The 16354-nt window shown below is 54.2% G+C and carries 18 protein-coding genes; 16 read left to right on the plus strand and 2 right to left on the minus strand.

Features of this window, described 5'->3' with window-relative positions; all coding sequences use genetic code 11:
* Position 1: 1 nt before the first annotated feature.
* The 9 genes from uca (at position 2) to EX31_RS05650 (ending at position 11082) form a co-directional block, all read left to right on the plus strand.
* Entirely contained in the window at positions 2-3631 is a 3630-nt protein-coding gene (gene uca, locus EX31_RS05610) for an urea carboxylase (RefSeq protein ID WP_037033830.1), read from the plus strand.
* 28 nt (positions 3632-3659) lie between these two features.
* Positions 3660-4382 (plus strand): GntR family transcriptional regulator, encoded by a 723-nt coding sequence (locus EX31_RS05615; protein ID WP_013573425.1) that lies wholly within the window; start codon positions 3660-3662, stop codon positions 4380-4382.
* A 69-nt stretch (positions 4383-4451) separates the two neighbouring features.
* Complete coding sequence (urtA, locus tag EX31_RS05620) at positions 4452-5720, plus strand: urea ABC transporter substrate-binding protein (RefSeq protein WP_013573424.1); 1269 nt, start codon at positions 4452-4454, stop codon at positions 5718-5720.
* 180 nt (positions 5721-5900) lie between these two features.
* On the plus strand, positions 5901-7469 hold the full coding sequence (gene urtB, locus EX31_RS05625; RefSeq protein WP_037033832.1) for an urea ABC transporter permease subunit UrtB: 1569 nt from the start codon (positions 5901-5903) through the stop codon (positions 7467-7469).
* Positions 7469-8542, plus strand: coding sequence for an urea ABC transporter permease subunit UrtC (gene urtC / locus EX31_RS05630; RefSeq protein ID WP_013573422.1), 1074 nt, complete (start codon positions 7469-7471; stop codon positions 8540-8542). Before urtB ends, urtC begins: the two co-directional genes overlap by 1 nt.
* Positions 8542-9339, plus strand: coding sequence for an urea ABC transporter ATP-binding protein UrtD (urtD, locus tag EX31_RS05635; RefSeq protein WP_013573421.1), 798 nt, complete (start codon positions 8542-8544; stop codon positions 9337-9339). Before urtC ends, urtD begins: the two co-directional genes overlap by 1 nt.
* Before the next feature lie 11 nt (positions 9340-9350).
* Positions 9351-10049 carry an urea ABC transporter ATP-binding subunit UrtE gene (gene urtE, locus EX31_RS05640; RefSeq protein WP_013573420.1) on the plus strand — a complete coding sequence of 233 codons (699 nt, stop codon included), beginning with the start codon at positions 9351-9353 and terminating at the stop codon, positions 10047-10049.
* A 233-nt stretch (positions 10050-10282) separates the two neighbouring features.
* A complete protein-coding gene (locus tag EX31_RS05645) occupies positions 10283-10699 on the plus strand; it encodes a DUF2442 domain-containing protein (RefSeq protein ID WP_037033834.1) in 417 nt (138 codons plus the stop codon).
* Positions 10699-11082, plus strand: coding sequence for a hypothetical protein (locus EX31_RS05650; RefSeq protein ID WP_037033836.1), 384 nt, complete (start codon positions 10699-10701; stop codon positions 11080-11082). The genes EX31_RS05645 and EX31_RS05650 overlap by 1 nt, the downstream gene beginning before the upstream one ends.
* A 63-nt stretch (positions 11083-11145) precedes the next feature.
* Here EX31_RS05650 and EX31_RS05655 read toward each other — a convergent pair whose 3' ends face one another.
* Positions 11146-11394, minus strand: a complete 249-nt coding sequence (locus EX31_RS05655; protein WP_013573417.1) for a GlsB/YeaQ/YmgE family stress response membrane protein — start codon at positions 11392-11394, stop codon at positions 11146-11148.
* A gap of 403 nt (positions 11395-11797) precedes the next feature.
* On the opposite strand from EX31_RS05655, the gene EX31_RS05660 reads away from it, so the two are divergent.
* The 3 genes from EX31_RS05660 (at position 11798) to EX31_RS05670 (ending at position 13315) form a co-directional block, all read left to right on the plus strand.
* On the plus strand, positions 11798-12055 hold the full coding sequence (locus EX31_RS05660; RefSeq protein ID WP_013573416.1) for a multiple stress resistance protein BhsA: 258 nt from the start codon (positions 11798-11800) through the stop codon (positions 12053-12055).
* 158 nt (positions 12056-12213) lie between these two features.
* Positions 12214-12849 carry a LysE family translocator gene (locus EX31_RS05665; RefSeq protein WP_013573415.1) on the plus strand — a complete coding sequence of 212 codons (636 nt, stop codon included), beginning with the start codon at positions 12214-12216 and terminating at the stop codon, positions 12847-12849.
* A gap of 19 nt (positions 12850-12868) precedes the next feature.
* The gene (locus tag EX31_RS05670; protein WP_037033837.1) at positions 12869-13315 is read left to right on the plus strand and encodes a GNAT family N-acetyltransferase; all 447 of its coding nucleotides are present in this window, start codon (positions 12869-12871) and stop codon (positions 13313-13315) included.
* Here the strand turns inward: EX31_RS05670 and yfcF are convergent.
* Positions 13307-13936, minus strand: coding sequence for a glutathione transferase (gene yfcF / locus EX31_RS05675; RefSeq protein ID WP_013573413.1), 630 nt, complete (start codon positions 13934-13936; stop codon positions 13307-13309). The genes EX31_RS05670 and yfcF overlap by 9 nt on opposite strands.
* Positions 13937-14231: 295 nt before the next feature.
* On the opposite strand from yfcF, the gene EX31_RS05680 reads away from it, so the two are divergent.
* The 4 genes from EX31_RS05680 (at position 14232) to EX31_RS05695 (ending at position 16354) form a co-directional block, all read left to right on the plus strand.
* Positions 14232-14882, plus strand: a complete 651-nt coding sequence (locus EX31_RS05680; RefSeq protein WP_037033838.1) for a hypothetical protein — start codon at positions 14232-14234, stop codon at positions 14880-14882.
* A 21-nt stretch (positions 14883-14903) separates the two neighbouring features.
* Entirely contained in the window at positions 14904-15095 is a 192-nt protein-coding gene (locus tag EX31_RS05685) for a hypothetical protein (RefSeq protein WP_037033839.1), read from the plus strand.
* Positions 15096-15117: 22 nt separating this feature from the next.
* Positions 15118-15597, plus strand: coding sequence for an Hcp family type VI secretion system effector (locus EX31_RS05690; RefSeq protein WP_037033840.1), 480 nt, complete (start codon positions 15118-15120; stop codon positions 15595-15597).
* 217 nt (positions 15598-15814) lie between these two features.
* Entirely contained in the window at positions 15815-16354 is a 540-nt protein-coding gene (locus EX31_RS05695; protein ID WP_037033841.1) for a hypothetical protein, read from the plus strand.

A 16354-nucleotide genomic window follows, 5' to 3' on the forward strand; every position in this document is an offset into this window, starting at 1 on the left:
CATGTTTACCACCGTTTTAATTGCTAACCGTGGCGAAATCGCCTGCCGTGCGATCCGCACGCTGAAACGTCTGGGCGTCACCAGCGTCGCCGTGTATTCCGATGCCGACCGCAATGCCCCGCACGTCACACAGGCGGATATCGCCATCGCGCTGGGCGGCGAAAAGGCCAGCGAAAGCTACCTGATGATCGACAAAATTCTGGCCGCCGCGAAAGAAACCGACGCGCAGGCAATTTATCCGGGGTACGGCTTTTTATCCGAAAGCGCAGAGTTCGCCGATGCCTGCGAAGCAGCGGGCATTGCGTTTATCGGCCCGACCGCCGGACAAATCCGCGAGTTTGGCCTCAAGCACCGCGCCCGCGAATTAGCCGGTGCCGCGAATGTGCCGATGACGCCGGGCACCGGTTTGCTCGACAGCATTGATGACGCGGTGAAAGCTGCCGCCGAAATTGGTTATCCCATCATGCTGAAAAGCACCGCAGGCGGCGGAGGCATTGGTCTGACGCGCTGTGATAACGAAGAGGCATTGCGTGCCGCATGGGACAGCGTGAAACGTCTCGGCGAGCAGTTTTTCCGTGATGCCGGTGTGTTTCTGGAACGCTTCGTCGATCGCGCCCGCCACGTTGAAGTGCAGATTTTCGGCGACGGCAAAGGCCGCGTGGTGGCCCTCGGCGAGCGTGACTGTTCGTTGCAACGCCGCAATCAGAAAGTGGTGGAAGAAACCCCTGCGCCGGATCTGCCGCAGGCCAGCCGCGAAGCATTGCATCGCGCCGCCGTGCAGCTCGGTGAATCGGTGAACTACCGCAGCGCCGGTACGGTTGAATTTATCTATGACGCCGCGCGCGACGAATTTTATTTTCTCGAAGTAAACACCCGTTTGCAGGTTGAGCATCCGGTCACCGAAATGGTCACCGGTCTGGACTTGATCGAATGCATGCTGAACGTCGCCGCCGGTGAATCGCCGGACTGGCCAGCAATGGAAAAAGCCCCGCAGGGCGCGTCGATGGAAGTGCGTATTTACGCAGAAGATCCGCTGAAGAATTTCCAGCCAAGTCCGGGCGTGCTGACCGAAGTGTTTTTCCCCGAAGACGTCCGCGTCGATGGCTGGGTCTCTACCGGCAGTGAAGTGTCGGCGTTTTACGACCCGATGATCGCCAAGCTGATTGTGCATGGCACCGACCGGCAGGACGCGCTGGCGAAAATGTCCGTCGCGCTGGCCGCCACCCGCCTGCACGGTATCGCCACCAACATTGATTATCTGCGTCAGGTCGTCGCCACGCCGGTTTTCCGCAACGGCGAAATGTGGACGCGCATGCTCGACAGTTTTGACTACTCGCCCAACGCCATCGAAGTGATCGCACCCGGCACTTACAGCAGCGTACAGGATTATCCGGGACGTCTCGGTTACTGGGATATCGGCGTGCCGCCTTCCGGCCCGATGGACGATTTTGCCTTCCGTCTCGCCAACCGCATTGTCGGCAATCATCCGGATGCCGCCGGTCTGGAATTCACGTTGCAGGGACCCACACTGCGCTTTCATTGCGACGCCGTTATCGCACTGACCGGCGCACGCTGCCCGGCAACGCTTGATGACGAAGCTGTTTCTTACTGGCAGCCGGTGGATGTGAAAGCCGGTCAGACACTGACACTTGGCCGCGCCACGCAGGGTTGCCGCACCTATCTCGCCGTGCGTAACGGTTTCGACGTGCCGGTGTATCTCGGCAGCCGGTCGACCTTTGCACTCGGGCAGTTTGGCGGCCATGCGGGCCGCACGCTGCGCGTCGCCGATATGTTGACTGTTTCACAGCCGGAACTCGCGGCCTGCACCACGCCCGCGCCGGTCGGTTTACCGCAGGCAGCCGAAAATATCGTGCCACCTTACGGCGACATCTGGAATATCGGCGTGCTTTACGGGCCGCACGGTGCGCCGGATTTCTTCACCAAAGACGCCATCGATACGTTCTTCGCCGCAGAATGGCAGGTGCACTACAACTCCAACCGTCTCGGCGTGCGGCTGGTCGGTCCGAAACCGCAATGGGCGCGGCAGGACGGCGGCGAAGCCGGTCTGCATCCGTCGAATGTGCATGACTGCGAATACGCCATCGGCGCGATTAATTTCACCGGCGATTTCCCGGTGATTCTGACCCGCGACGGGCCAAGCCTCGGCGGTTTCGTCTGCCCGGTAACCATCGCCAAAGCCGAACTGTGGAAAGTAGGACAGGTGAAACCGGGCGATAAAATCCGTTTCCATCCGATCAGTTTTGAACAGGCGCAGGCGCTGGAACGGGCGCAACAAGGCACGCTCGATTCGCTGATGCCAGTCAACGCGATGGCGCTGCCGGTGCCATCCCTGCTGCCGGACACCACTGCATCAGCCACCATTCTTGCGGCATTACCGGCCACGGCAGAACGCCCTTCGGTGGAATATCGTCAGGCGGGCGACGGCTACGTGCTGATTGAGTACGGCGACAACGTGCTGGATCTGGCGGTCCGCATGCGCATTTATCTGCTGATGAACGCCATCAAAGCCGCCGGTCAGCAGGGCATTGAGGAACTGTCGCCGGGCGTGCGTTCGCTGCAAATCCGCTACGACAGCCGCGTGCTGCATCAGACGGCGCTGCTGCAACATTTACTGACGCTGGAAAACAGCCTGGCCGATGTCAGCCAGCTCAAAATCCCGACCCGTATCGTGCACATGCCGATGGCGTTTGAAGATTCCGCCACGCTCGGCGCGGTCGAACGCTATCAGCAAACCGTGCGCGCAGAAGCACCGTGGCTGCCGAATAACGTCGATTTCATCCAGCGCACCAACGGACTGGCGAGCCGTGAAGACGTGAAAAACATCATTTTCGACGCCAGCTATCTGATCCTCGGGCTGGGGGATGTGTATCTCGGCGCACCGTGCGCGGTGCCGGTCGATCCGCGCCATCGCCTGCTGAGCTCCAAATACAACCCGGCGCGCACGTTTACCGCCGAAGGCACGGTCGGTATCGGCGGCATGTACATGTGCATTTATGGCATGGATTCGCCGGGCGGCTATCAGCTGGTCGGGCGCACGCTGCCGATCTGGAACAAGTTCCTGAAAAACGAGCAGTTCAAAAACGGCGAGCCGTGGCTGCTGCATTTCTTCGATCAGGTGCGGTTCTATGAAGTCACCGAAGCCGAGCTGGACATTCAGCGCGAAGCCTTCCGCGAAGGACGGGCGCAAATCCGCATCGAAGAGACGGAATTTGATTTTGCGCACTATACGCAATTTCTCGCCGACAACGCCGCCGACATTGCTGATTTCCGCACCCGGCAAACCGACGCTTTTACCCGCGAAGTGGCGCACTGGCATGAGGCTGAAAGCGCCGCGGTGGAAGCGGCAGCCAATGCCGTGCAGTTAGTGGAAGACGACGCGGATCAGGACGGCCATTTAGTCAGCGCTGACCTTAACGGCAACGTCTGGAAAATCCTGGTACAGCCGGGCCAGCAGGTCGAAGAAGGCCAGCCGTTGATCGTCGTCGAAGCCATGAAAATGGAACTGTCGGTGAACGCGCCGTGCGCCGGTACCGTGCTGAAAATCAGTTGCCAGCAAGGCCGTCCGGTCGGGCCAGGTGATGCGTTGTTGTGGCTGGACACAGCCGTTTAAAACTATCGGGAACAACAGGGAATATTTCATGCAACTCACGGGACCTAAATCTTCACGCAGTAAAAGCCGCCCGGAAGGGCTGGCGGAACGCATTTATCAGCAGCTGAAAGATGACATTTTCAGCTTCCGCCTGCTGCCCGGTGACCGGTTCAGCGAAAACGACATCGCTGACCGCATGGAAGTCAGCCGCACACCGGTCCGTCAGGCGCTGTTCTGGCTGGAACATGAAGGCTATGTCGAAGTGTTTTTCCGCAGTGGCTGGCAGGTTCGCCCGTTCGATTTCGACTTTTTCGAGCAGTTGTACGATCTGCGTATCGTGCTGGAACTGGAAGCGGTGAAACGTCTGTGTGCGTTGCCGCCAGCCGCTCAGCCCTTACAACTGGCTGAACTGAAAGCGTTCTGGATCGATCAGCCGCAACTGCAAGATGGTCAGGTGGTCTCGCGTTATGACGAGGAGTTTCACATGACGCTGGTGGCCGCGGCGGGTAATGCCGAAATGGCGCGAATCCACCGCGAGCTGACGGAGAAAATCCGCATCATCCGGCGGCTGGATTTCACCAAAGGTGAGCGGGTTAACGCCACCTATAAAGAACACGCGAGCATTTTGCTCGCCATCATCCAACAACAAACCGAGGAGGCACAGCGCCAGTTACACGATCATATTGCCGTCAGTAAGGCCGAGGTACGCAAAATTACTCTGCACATGTTGCACCGGGCCAGGGCGGAGAGTGACGAGGGCAACCCGTCATGACTTTTTTAAATGTTTTTTCGACTTTCTACATACCAGCGTTCTCTTAACTTTTCTTCAGAGGGTACATCTATGCAACGTCGACGTTTTATTAAAGCCTTTGCTCTTTCCGCTACCGTAGTCAGCATGGGCTTAGCCTGGAGCGCGCAGGCAGCCGAGACCATCAAAGTCGGTATTATGCATTCGCTTTCCGGCACCATGGCCATTTCAGAAACTCCGCTGAAAGACATCGCGCTGATGACCATTGACGACATCAACGCCAAAGGTGGCGTGCTCGGCAAAAAGCTCGAGCCGGTGGTGGTCGATCCGGCCTCCAACTGGCCGCTGTTCGCGGAGAAAGCCCGCCAGTTGCTGACGCAGGATAAAGTCGCGGTGGTGTTTGGTTGCTGGACGTCGGTGTCGCGTAAATCTGTGCTGCCGGTGTTTGAAGAACTGAACGGCCTGCTGTTCTATCCGGTGCAGTACGAAGGCGAAGAAATGTCGCCAAACGTGTTCTACACCGGTGCCGCGCCTAACCAACAGGCGATCCCGGCAGTGGAATACCTGATGAGTGAAGACGGCGGTGCGGCCAAACGCTTCTTCCTGCTCGGCACCGATTATGTCTATCCGCGTACCACCAACAAAATTCTGCGCGCCTTCCTGCATTCCAAAGGCGTGAAAGACAGCGACATCGAAGAAGTCTATACGCCGTTCGGTTACAGCGATTATCAGACCATCGTCTCCAACATTAAGAAATTCTCCGCTGGCGGCAAAACTGCGGTGATCTCCACCATCAACGGCGATTCCAACGTGCCGTTCTACAAAGAGCTGGCGAATCAGGGCGTGAAAGCGACGGATGTGCCGGTGGTGGCGTTCTCGGTCGGTGAAGAAGAACTGCGCGGTATCGACACCAAACCACTGGTCGGTGACCTTGCAGCGTGGAACTACTTCCAGTCGGTTGATAACCCGACCAACAAGAAATTCGTGGCTGAATGGAAGGCTTACGCGAAGGCGCACAAACTGCCAAACGCCGATAACGCGGTGACCAACGACCCGATGGAGGCAACCTATGTCGGCATCCATATGTGGGCGCAGGCGGTGGAAAAAGCCGGTACGACGGATGTGGATAAAGTCCGCGCCGCGATGGCCGGACAGACCTTCGCTGCGCCGTCCGGCTTCACGCTGACCATGGATAAAACCAATCATCACCTGCACAAACCGGTAATGATCGGCGAAATCGAATCCAACGGTCAGTTCAACGTGGTCTGGCAGACCGACAAACCAATCCGCGCCCAGCCGTGGAGCCCGTACATCGCGGGTAACGATAAAAAGCCAGATACCCCGGTAAAAACGACTAACTGATTGTTTTAGCTCCTTCTTGCGAAGGGGTTGAAGAGTAAACCGGTCGGCTCCCTCCCCTGCGAAGGGGAGGGCTGGGGTGGGGTATTAATGGCAACTGTGTTGTTTGCAAAACCCCCTCCCCGCCTCCCCCTTCGCAGGGGGAGGAGCAAACCAGCATCAACTTTATGCGGCGAGAACATTATGAGAATCCTCATCCGATCACTGCTTTTCCTGCTTTGTTGCCTTCCGTTGCTGGCAGAGGCGGGTGCGGCGAATGACTTTGCTGCCGCCAGCCGCAGCCAGCAGGCCACGTTATTACAGCAATGGGCGGCAGACCCGCAGCCGGAAAGGCTGCCACTGCTCGAGGCACTGAAGCAGGAAAACGTCGTCATCGACGAAGCGAAACATGCATTTGCGCAAAATGGCGATCAGCTGACGCCGCTGGAAGGCGACGTTAAACCGCAGGGTGACACCAAAAAAGTCTGGCTGAACAACCGCCTGCGTATTCTGATTGCCAATGCGCTTTCCGCACACCGTCTGGTGAGCACCGACAGCGCGGTCCGTTTACAGGCTGCCAAAGCCTTACAGCGCGAAGCGCAGGCCGATCAGTTGCCGCTGCTGACCCGTCGTCTTGAACAGGAAAAAGACAGCACCGTTCACGACGCCCTTTCCATCGCGCTGGCAAATTTACAACTGGCTGATGCCAGTCCGCAGGTGCGCCTGAAAGCCGTTGAACTGCTCGGCACGTCGGGCGATCCGGATACTCAGGGCCGCCTGCAAAGCCTGACGGATCCGAAAACCGAGCCTGATGCCACGGTGCGTAATGCCGCGCTCGCCAGCCTGAAAGCGGTGCAGCATCGCCTGATGATTGGCGATTTACTGGGTCAGGCGTTTACCGGCTTATCGCTCGGCTCGATTCTGCTGCTGGCCGCACTCGGACTGGCGATCACATACGGTTTGCTGGGTGTAATTAACATGGCACACGGTGAGATGTTAATGCTCGGCTCTTACTCGACTTACATGGTGCAGTCGCTGTTTCAGCATTATGCCCCTGGCCTGCTGGCGCTGTATCCGCTGGTGGCACTGCCGGTGGCCTTTTTCATTACGGCGGGGATTGGCATGGCACTGGAGCGCACGGTCATCCGCCATTTATACGGTCGCCCGCTGGAAACCCTGCTGGCGACCTGGGGCATCAGCCTGATCCTTATTCAGGGCGTACGTATGCTGTTTGGTGCACAGAACGTCGAAGTGGCGAATCCCGGCTGGCTCTCCGGCGGTATTCAGTTGCTGCCGAATCTGGTGCTGCCGTACAACCGCATCGCAGTGATCATCTTCGTGTTGCTGGTGCTCGGCCTGACCTGGCTGCTGCTCAATAAAACCCGGCTGGGCATGAACGTACGCGCCGTCACCCAGAACCGCGCCATGGCGGCCTGCTGTGGGGTGCCCACCGGGCGCGTCGATATGCTGGCGTTCGGCCTTGGTTCCGGCATTGCCGGTTTAGGCGGCGTGGCATTATCGCAGCTCAGTAACGTCGGCCCGGAACTCGGTCAGGGCTACATCATCGACTCCTTCTTAGTCGTGGTGCTTGGCGGTGTCGGACAACTGGCGGGCACCGTGGTGGCGGCCTTTGGTCTGGGCATCGTGAACAAAATTCTTGAGCCGGAAATCGGCGCAGTACTGGGGAAAATCCTGATCCTTGCGCTGATTATCCTGTTTATTCAGAAACGTCCTCAGGGACTCTTCGCCTTCAAAGGCAGGGTGATTGACTGATGAGCCAGCCTCTGACGATTACCGGCGTACAAAAAGCGCCGAAGATTGCGATTTCGGTGGGCACGCTGGTGCTCATCTTCCTGATTGTGATGCCGTTTCTGGCGCTGTTGCCCGCCAGTAATCCGCTGGCGATCTCCACGTACACGCTGACGCTGATCGGCAAGATCCTCTGTTATGCGATCGTGGCGATCGCGCTCGATCTGGTCTGGGGTTATGCCGGTTTGCTGTCGCTCGGCCACGGGCTGTTTTTCGCCCTCGGCGGTTATGCGATGGGCATGTATTTAATGCGGCAGGCCGCAGGCAGCGGATTGCCGGACTTTATGTCGTTTCTGTCGTGGACCGAACTGCCGTGGTTCTGGGCAGGTACGCAGCATTTCGCCTGGGCACTGTGCCTGATCGTGCTGGTGCCCGGCGCGCTGGCGTTTGTGTTCGGCTATTTCGCCTTCCGCTCTAAAATCAAAGGCGTGTACTTTTCGATCATGACGCAGGCGCTGACGTACGCCGGTATGTTGCTGTTTTTCCGCAATGAAACCGGTTTTGGTGGCAATAACGGTTTCACCGGTTTTACTACCCTGCTCGGCTTTCCGGTCACCGCCACCGGCACCCGCGTGGGACTATTTCTGGCCACGGTTCTGGTACTGGTCGCCAGCCTGGCGCTGGGCTTTGCGCTGGCGAGAAGTAAATATGGCCGCGTGCTGACGGCAGTGCGTGACGCTGAGAACCGGCTGATTTTCTGCGGTTACGATCCGAAAGGTTTCAAGCTGTTCGTCTGGACGATTTCCGCCATGCTGTGCGGCCTGGCGGGTGCGCTGTACGTGCCGCAGGTCGGCATTATCAACCCGGGCGAAATGTCGCCGACCAACTCTATCGAAGCCGCCATCTGGGTGGCACTCGGCGGACGCGGCACGCTGATCGGCCCGGTTATTGGCGCAGGCATCGTCAACGGCGCGAAAAGCTGGTTCACCGTCGCCATTCCCGAATACTGGCAATTTGTGCTCGGCGGCATGTTTATTCTGGTGACGCTGTTCCTGCCACAAGGTGTGATTGGCCTGCTGCGCAAGAGGAAATCCTGATGACCATGACCGAAGACCTGTTTACCCAGCCGCAGCGGGCGGACCGGCACCGCGAACAAACTGACCCGATTTTGCAACTGGAAAACATCAACGTCAGCTTTGACGGGTTTAAGGCGCTGACCAATTTGTCGCTGAACATCGGCGTCGGCGAACTACGCTGCGTGATCGGCCCGAACGGCGCGGGGAAAACCACGCTGATGGACGTGATCACCGGCAAAACCCGACCGCAAAGTGGCCGTGTTTTTTACGACCAGCGTACCGATTTGACGAAACTGGATCCGGTGCAGATTGCGCAGTCAGGCATCGGGCGGAAATTCCAGAAACCGACGGTATTTGAAGCGCTGACGGTATTCGAAAATCTGGAAATCGCGCAGAAAACCAATAAATCGGTATGGGCGTGTCTGCGCGCAAAAATGAACAGCGAGCAGCGTGACCGTATCGATGAAATGCTTGGCACGCTGCGCCTCGCCGCTGAGCGCCACCGACCGGCGGGCCTGCTTTCGCACGGTCAGAAACAGTTTCTGGAAATCGGTATGTTGCTGGTGCAGGAACCGCATCTGTTACTGCTCGATGAACCGGCGGCAGGCATGACCGATGCCGAAACCGAATACACCGCAGAACTGTTCAAACAACTGGCTGGCAGGCATTCGCTGATGGTGGTCGAGCACGATATGGGGTTTGTGGAAACCATCGCTGACCACGTCACCGTACTGCATCAGGGTCAGGTACTGGCTGAAGGCTCGCTGCGTGAAGTGCAGGCCAACGAGCAGGTTATCGACGTGTATTTAGGGCGCTGAGGAGTCGCATTATGTTGCAGGTAAATGAACTGAATCAGTTTTACGGCGGCAGCCACATTCTGCGCGGCCTGTCTTTTGAGGCAAAAATCGGCGAAGTGACGTGCCTGCTCGGGCGTAATGGCGTCGGAAAAACCACGCTGCTCAAATGCCTGATGGGGCTGATACCGGCGAAATCCGGCACCATCACCTGGCAGGATCAGGTGATCAATTCCCGCAAACCGCACCAGCGTGTACAGGCGGGAATTGCCTATGTCCCGCAGGGACGCGAAATTTTTCCGCGTCTGACCGTGGAAGAAAATCTGCTGATGGGGCTGTCGCGTTTTTCCGGCAGCAATGCTAAACAGGTGCCGGATGAAATCTATCATCTGTTCCCGATCCTGCTGGAAATGAAGCATCGCCGCGGCGGTGATTTGTCCGGCGGCCAGCAGCAACAACTGGCGATTGGCCGTGCGCTGGCCTGCAAACCGAATCTCCTGATCCTCGACGAACCGACCGAAGGCATTCAGCCGTCGGTGATTAAGGAAATCGGTGCGGTGATCAAACAGCTCGCCGCCCGGGGAGACATGGCGATCCTGCTGGTCGAACAATTCTACGATTTCGCCGCCGAACTGGCCGACAGCTATCTGGTGATGTCGCGCGGCAGCATTGTGAAACGCGGGCGCGGGACAGAAATGGAGGCGGAAGGCGTGCGCGGGCTGGTGGCGATTTAGTCCCTGATAAAGTAACGCTCGCTAATTCATCCCTTCAGGTCTACCATAAACCTAACTGCTAGGTTTATGGATAAACTCATGCCCACAATTCTCCGCTTTTCAGGATGGTTGATTATGGTTTACAGCCATGATCACCTGCCGCACCATGTTCATTTACGACGCGGAGATCAAAGCTTTGTTTCGTTATTTAGAAGCAAATATCGTCACGCTCAATGCTGAATGGGAGAAGATCCATGGCACCAATGACACGATTTGATGCGGCGTTAAAACGCGGGGAGCAAACGGCTAATGACCCTTCCCTCCCTGTTTCGGTCGAATACCGTCCTGAACAACATGCTTTTATGATCATGCACGGCAACGGCGTCGGGTATCTTATTAACATTGATTTGATTGAAGAACTTCAGCACGCAACGCAGGAACAACTGAACACCGCAGCAGTCGATGGTTTCAGCAAAGCACTGCGTATTCCGGCCTGTGATGTGGATATTTACCTGCCGGGATTACTTGCAAAAATTCTATTTGATGCCAGCGACTTACAGAAAATTGTTGCCTCAATTAACGGTGCCATGCGCAGCGCGGTTAAAGCCAGTGCCAGCCGGGAAAATGGTAAAAAAGGCGGACGTCCGCGTAAAAATACAGAGTTACGTTAATGCCCAAAATCAAAAGTCAGGAAGCCCTGATGCGTCAGCGCAAGCGCTGGATCATGCTGGCGGTGCTGTTGGCGGTGATCGCCGCAGGCCATCAGTGGTGGAAACAAGGGAAACTCGTCTCCGAGCAGTGGAGTCCGAACAAACAATATGTGGTGCGCGAGTATAAAACTTTCGAATTTATTCCGCGCATGACCATGCCGGGCGACGGCGGGCATTATTCCGGCTATATGCGTGTCTACAACCGCGACGGCAAACAATTTTACGAAGAGTATTCCGACCTGCTCGACTTTATCGAAGGGCCGTTCTGGGCGAAGGAAGGCGTTTACTGGATGGGCAATGAAAATCAGGACATCGTACGGTTGCCGACGTCGCCGGTGGAGTGATTAACAGACACAAAAAAGCCGCGACTTGCGCGGCTTTTCACATCTCAACCTAAGGTCGACACCTTAGCTTCTGACTTTACGGTAGATAAACAGTACGACGATCGCACCAATCACGGCGACCACGAAGCTGCCGAAGTTGAATCCGTCTACGCGACCAAAACCGAAGAAAGTACTGATATAACCACCCACAACGGCACCTACCACACCCAGGACTACGGTCAGAATGAATCCGCCGCCATCTTTGCCCGGCATGATCCATTTCGCCAGAATACCTGCAATCAGACCAAAGATAATCCAGGATAAAATTCCCATTTTCGACTCCTCCGAATAAATTTCCGTTACCGTGAATATTGTTCAGCCAAATTAGCCAAACAAGAGCAGAACGTTTCAGGCTCTGCGAGCAGAACGTGTGTTTTGCACGAACGCCCTCTTCTTGAACTGCAGATAAAGTCTAGCACCCTTTCTACAAAACCGCCCAAAATCAGCAGGAAGGGAAGAAATGCAGAGAAACCTAAGGCAGTTTCAGGCTGTGTCAGCACGAATGCGGTTTCGTCAGCTACCCGCATTCGCACGTAAAATTGCGTAAAAAGTAGGCCAAATATTTTGAACAAGATACTCAAATCAATCCGTTTTTCATCTCCGGGTATCACGCCTATTATACATTCATCGAAAGGCAACCACCTTTCACTCTCATAACCTGAATGGATAAATCATCATGAAAAACGTCAAAATTTTTGCTGTAGCTGCAACCCTTTCCCTGATTTCTTTCGGCAGCTTCGCGGCTCAGCAGATTACTCAGCCATCAAGTGACATGCAGAAAATTGGGGTGATTTCCGCCGCCAACTCCACCTCCATCAGTGGCCTGGAAGCGAAACTTTCACAACAAGCGAAAGATGCCGGTGCCTCTTCTTACCGCATCATCTCCGTAACCGGGAACAACAAACTGCACGCTGACGCTGAAATCTACAAATAATCGTCTGCGCGAAAACCCTCTGAAAAGCCTGTGGAAGCCCGACTTCCACAGGCTTTTTTATTTGCCAGTATTTTTATGCCGAATTTCATTTAAATTCGCGATTGCATCTCTGCCGTCCGCTTCACTATTCTGGTTTTTTCGCTCATCAGGAAAAGCCAATGACCGTTACCGAATCCCTGCTTTCTTACGCGCTTGCCGCTGGCATTTTAACCCTCACCCCCGGTCTCGATACCGCACTGGTGCTGCGCACTGCCGCCAGTCAGGGCAGTAAAAAGGCGCTGTCCACCGCTTTTGGCATCAGCACCGGTTGTCTGGTCTGGGGCGCGATGGTAGCACTTGGCCTCGGTGCCGTGCTCGCCGCCTCTGAAATCGCCTTCAATGTCTTGAAATGGATCGGTGCCGCGTATCTGGCCTGGCTCGGCCTGCAGATGTTGTTCAAACCCCGCAACGAAATGAACATGGATGCGCCACAAAGCCGCCGCACCGCCTTACGCATCGGGAACTCGCCGTTCGTTAAAGGCCTTTTTGGCAACGTGCTTAACCCGAAAGTCGGTGTGTTTTATGTCTCTTTCCTGCCGCAGTTCGTCGCCACCGGCTATCCGGTCGGGCCGTACATTTTCGGCCTCGCCGCCATGCATGCGGTGATCGGGACGTTATGGTCGGTCACCATGATTTCAGCCACCCGCCCGCTGTCGCGCTGGTTGCGCCGTCCGGCAGTGGTCAGAACGCTGGACCGGCTCACCGGCACCGTGTTTATCGCTTTTGCAGTTCGCCTCGCTACGACAAAACGTTAACGGAAAAAGGAAAAATGTCATGAAGACTCGTCTCACCCATGCCCCGACCGAAAGCGATCTCGAGGAGATCAAAACGGCACTGCGGGATTTCAACAGAAACTTTATCCCGAAACCGACCTTCCGCGAGTTAGGCATTTTCGTGGAAGATGAAAATGGCAAGAAACTGGGCGGTATCGTGGCTGAAACCGTCGGCTACTGGATGTACATAAAGATGCTGTGGGTCGATGAAACGCTGCGCGGCAAAGATGTCGGCACGCAGCTCATCAGGGAAGCGGAAGAGGAAGCCAAAGCCCGGGGTTGCCGTTACTCGCTGGTTGATACGTTCAGTTTCCAGGCGCGGCCTTTCTACGAACGTATGGGCTATAGCATGCAAATGGCGCTGGAGGATTACATCCCTGATTCCCGCGCGCCGGACGATGCGCCCTCGACGCATACGCGGTTCTTTCTGACAAAAACGTTAAGCTGAAAGCGCCAGCCATTCCTTCACCGATGGCCGCTGCCATTGCGCCTCTGCGTAAGCGGCCAGTTTCTCCGGCAGCGGATCGCCGTTCAGATGCAGACGATTAAGCATCAGCGCCAGATCCACGTCCGCAATACACCATTCGCCAAATAAATATTCTTTGTCGCCCAGTAAAAACGCGGCGGCGGCATACAATTTTTCAGCCGCCTGCTGTCCGCTTGCACTGAGCGCCGGACGTTTCGCACCGGCAAACACCACTTCCGTTGAACGCTCTTCGCGAATAGGCATCAGATCGCTGCGCAGCCATGCCTGTACTTCACGGGCCTTGGCACGGTTTTCAGGGTCAGCCGGGTAAATGGCCGGGAACGTGGGCGCAGGGAACAACTCTTCGACATATTCATCAATCGCAGAAGACTCGGATAACACAAACGTGCCATTGGTTAATGTCGGTACGCGGCGGGTGACGGAAATCGCCGAATAATTTTCCTTCAGGTTTTCCGCGTTAGCCAGATCTACCTTTTCCAGTTCAAAGGGAATGCCTTTTTCGGTCAGCGCGACAAAAGCGGACATCACGTATGGGCTGAAAAAATTGGCATCGGAATACAAAATCAGCGAAGGCTGGCTCATGGCAAACTCCTGAAAGAAATAAAACAAAGGAAGAAAAACATAGCGCAGAAAGAGGGAGGTGTCGTTAAAAACTCATTCAGATGATAAACCCGAGTGGAGTTGTTGGGATACGGGCAAATTTTCTCATTCTAAAGAATGCGTACATCATCTTATACATTAAGCTAATTTTGAGAAACTGATTAAACAAGATATTTTCCGCACCAAACTTTCGCACGTTTTTTAACCATTGTCATTTGGCTTAAGTCAATATATCCTCTAAAAAACCGCCAAACAAACGGACTTCAAAGGGCGTCTTATGGATAATTCAGAAGAGATAGCACAGCGCATTGCCGACATAATTATTTCCCCTGATTCAGCTATTGGTTTGGTACATGGAATACTTTCCGTGCCAGTTGATCTTGGATATCTTGCATATGGTTTTTTCGATACAGATTCATACCACGCGCATGAAACAGAAACAATAAGAATAATAGAAGCGATTAAACGTGGAATACTGGAACATGATCGGATTACGGACGCGATACAAACTATACTTAACGATTTCAATAAATACGTTTCAGAAAGCGAACAAAACAAAACATACAGCCGATCTGTTTTCTCAGTTGTCGGCAGAACTGCAACTAATACAGTTATTGCCGGGAAAGTTGCTATCGCGATAGCTCAAGGAACAAGCTTTTTTGTGAAAGTAAGAGGCGGGGTCATTGGAAACATATTATTAGTCGGAGGAATGAAAGAACGCTGCATTCGGGCATCAGAAAAGCTGAGCGTGGAAGTGCCTGAACTCTACGCTATTTTGCGGTTAAAAGATTATGATCTGCTTTATTTCCTGTTCGAGCCTGCCCTGTCACCTTTTGTTGACGCCCTGTATGTTCGACACCAACAAGGCTCTCCCGCGTTTGATAAGATCCTAAAAATTGTAGATTCAAAAGTTGGAGGCCGTGGATAAGTGGATAAGAAACCCAGTTTTATGAAGAAAGCTGCAAATGCTGCAGTAGGTCAAATAGGCGCTATCCTTGGCGGTGCATCAGTCTGGTTTTCGTTATTCTTTGTATTTTATTTTGATACCTGGCTGGAGAGATTGCTCGCCATTTCAGCTATGGTATTTGTCATATGGATTATTGGTAAACTAGTCGATAAATATTACCCACAAGATAACTAAACATTAAAAATAAGGATATTTCATGTCAAATCCAGCATATTTATTTCTAACCGGAGTAGATGGTTCGCCCATTGTTGGTGGTTCGTTGGTTTCAGGCAGAGAAGGGGCGATAGAGTTAAAATCAGTGACTCATAATATGCATATCCCAGCCGACAGAAACACGGGTAAACTAACAGGGACACGAATACATTCTCCGATCACCTTGCAAAAAGAATTCGATAGGACAACGCCGCTTTTGTATCGCGCACTGAGTGAAGGACAAACGCTGAAGTCTGCTACAATCAAAATGTATCATATTCTTGAGGCGGGAATAGAAGCCGAATACTTCAATATCATTTTGGAAAATGTAAAAGTTACATCCATTGCACCAAATTTATACCCAGGCAACCAGACTGGGACACATTTTGAAACTATCCAGCTACGCTATGAAAGCATTACATGGAAGTATGTAAACGGGAATATCATTTATAAAGATATCTGGAATGAACGCATAACCGCCTAATAGATCGGCGACAACCCACTACAGCCTCCATCTCTGCTTCGGAAATCCAAAAACGACATATAAAGTCGGCATTTTTACGCCTCCAACCCACCTCATACTTATTCATTGTAGCAATGAATAAGTATGAGGTCCGCCAAAGATAAACGTTCGCATCCTGCGCACGTCTCCCTATACTGCTGTTATGTCGGCTGATTCAGCACCTGTTCAGGAAACTCCTATGAAGTCATGGCTCTTACCTCTTTTGCTGCTTGCACCGCTCTGCTCGCAGGCGGCATCTACGCCGAAAGAAATCAAAGCGCGGTTCAGCCAGTTTAAGGTCGGCGATAAAACCATTTGCCTGGATGATGTGACTTACGCCAACAACAGCAAAATGAAAGTTATCGAGAACGGCTTCGTGGTTTCGAAACGCAAGAATGTGCTGGTTTATCAGAGCAACACCTTATTTCTGCTCGGTAATGACATCACGGTGAACATCAAGGCCGTGATTGAAAGCAAGGCGGGGGAAACAGGATTCCGTAATCAGTTTAAACAGGCGATGATCCGGGTCGACGGGATGGATGATCCGACGCGCGCCAGTGAAAAAGCCAAAATCATTCAGTCTTTTGAAGACGTGATTTCAGATAAAAATAATGAAACGCCCTACAGTTCAGTGGCGCTGACCGATAAAGGCTACATCATCACGCAGATGGAAAGTCATTCCACCACCATCAGCGAATGCTACGTCACGCCTTATAAGAAGCCGGAAAACAACAAATAA

This window comes from Rahnella sp. WP5, assembly GCF_000745615.1.
Lineage (GTDB): Bacteria > Pseudomonadota > Gammaproteobacteria > Enterobacterales > Enterobacteriaceae > Rahnella > Rahnella aceris.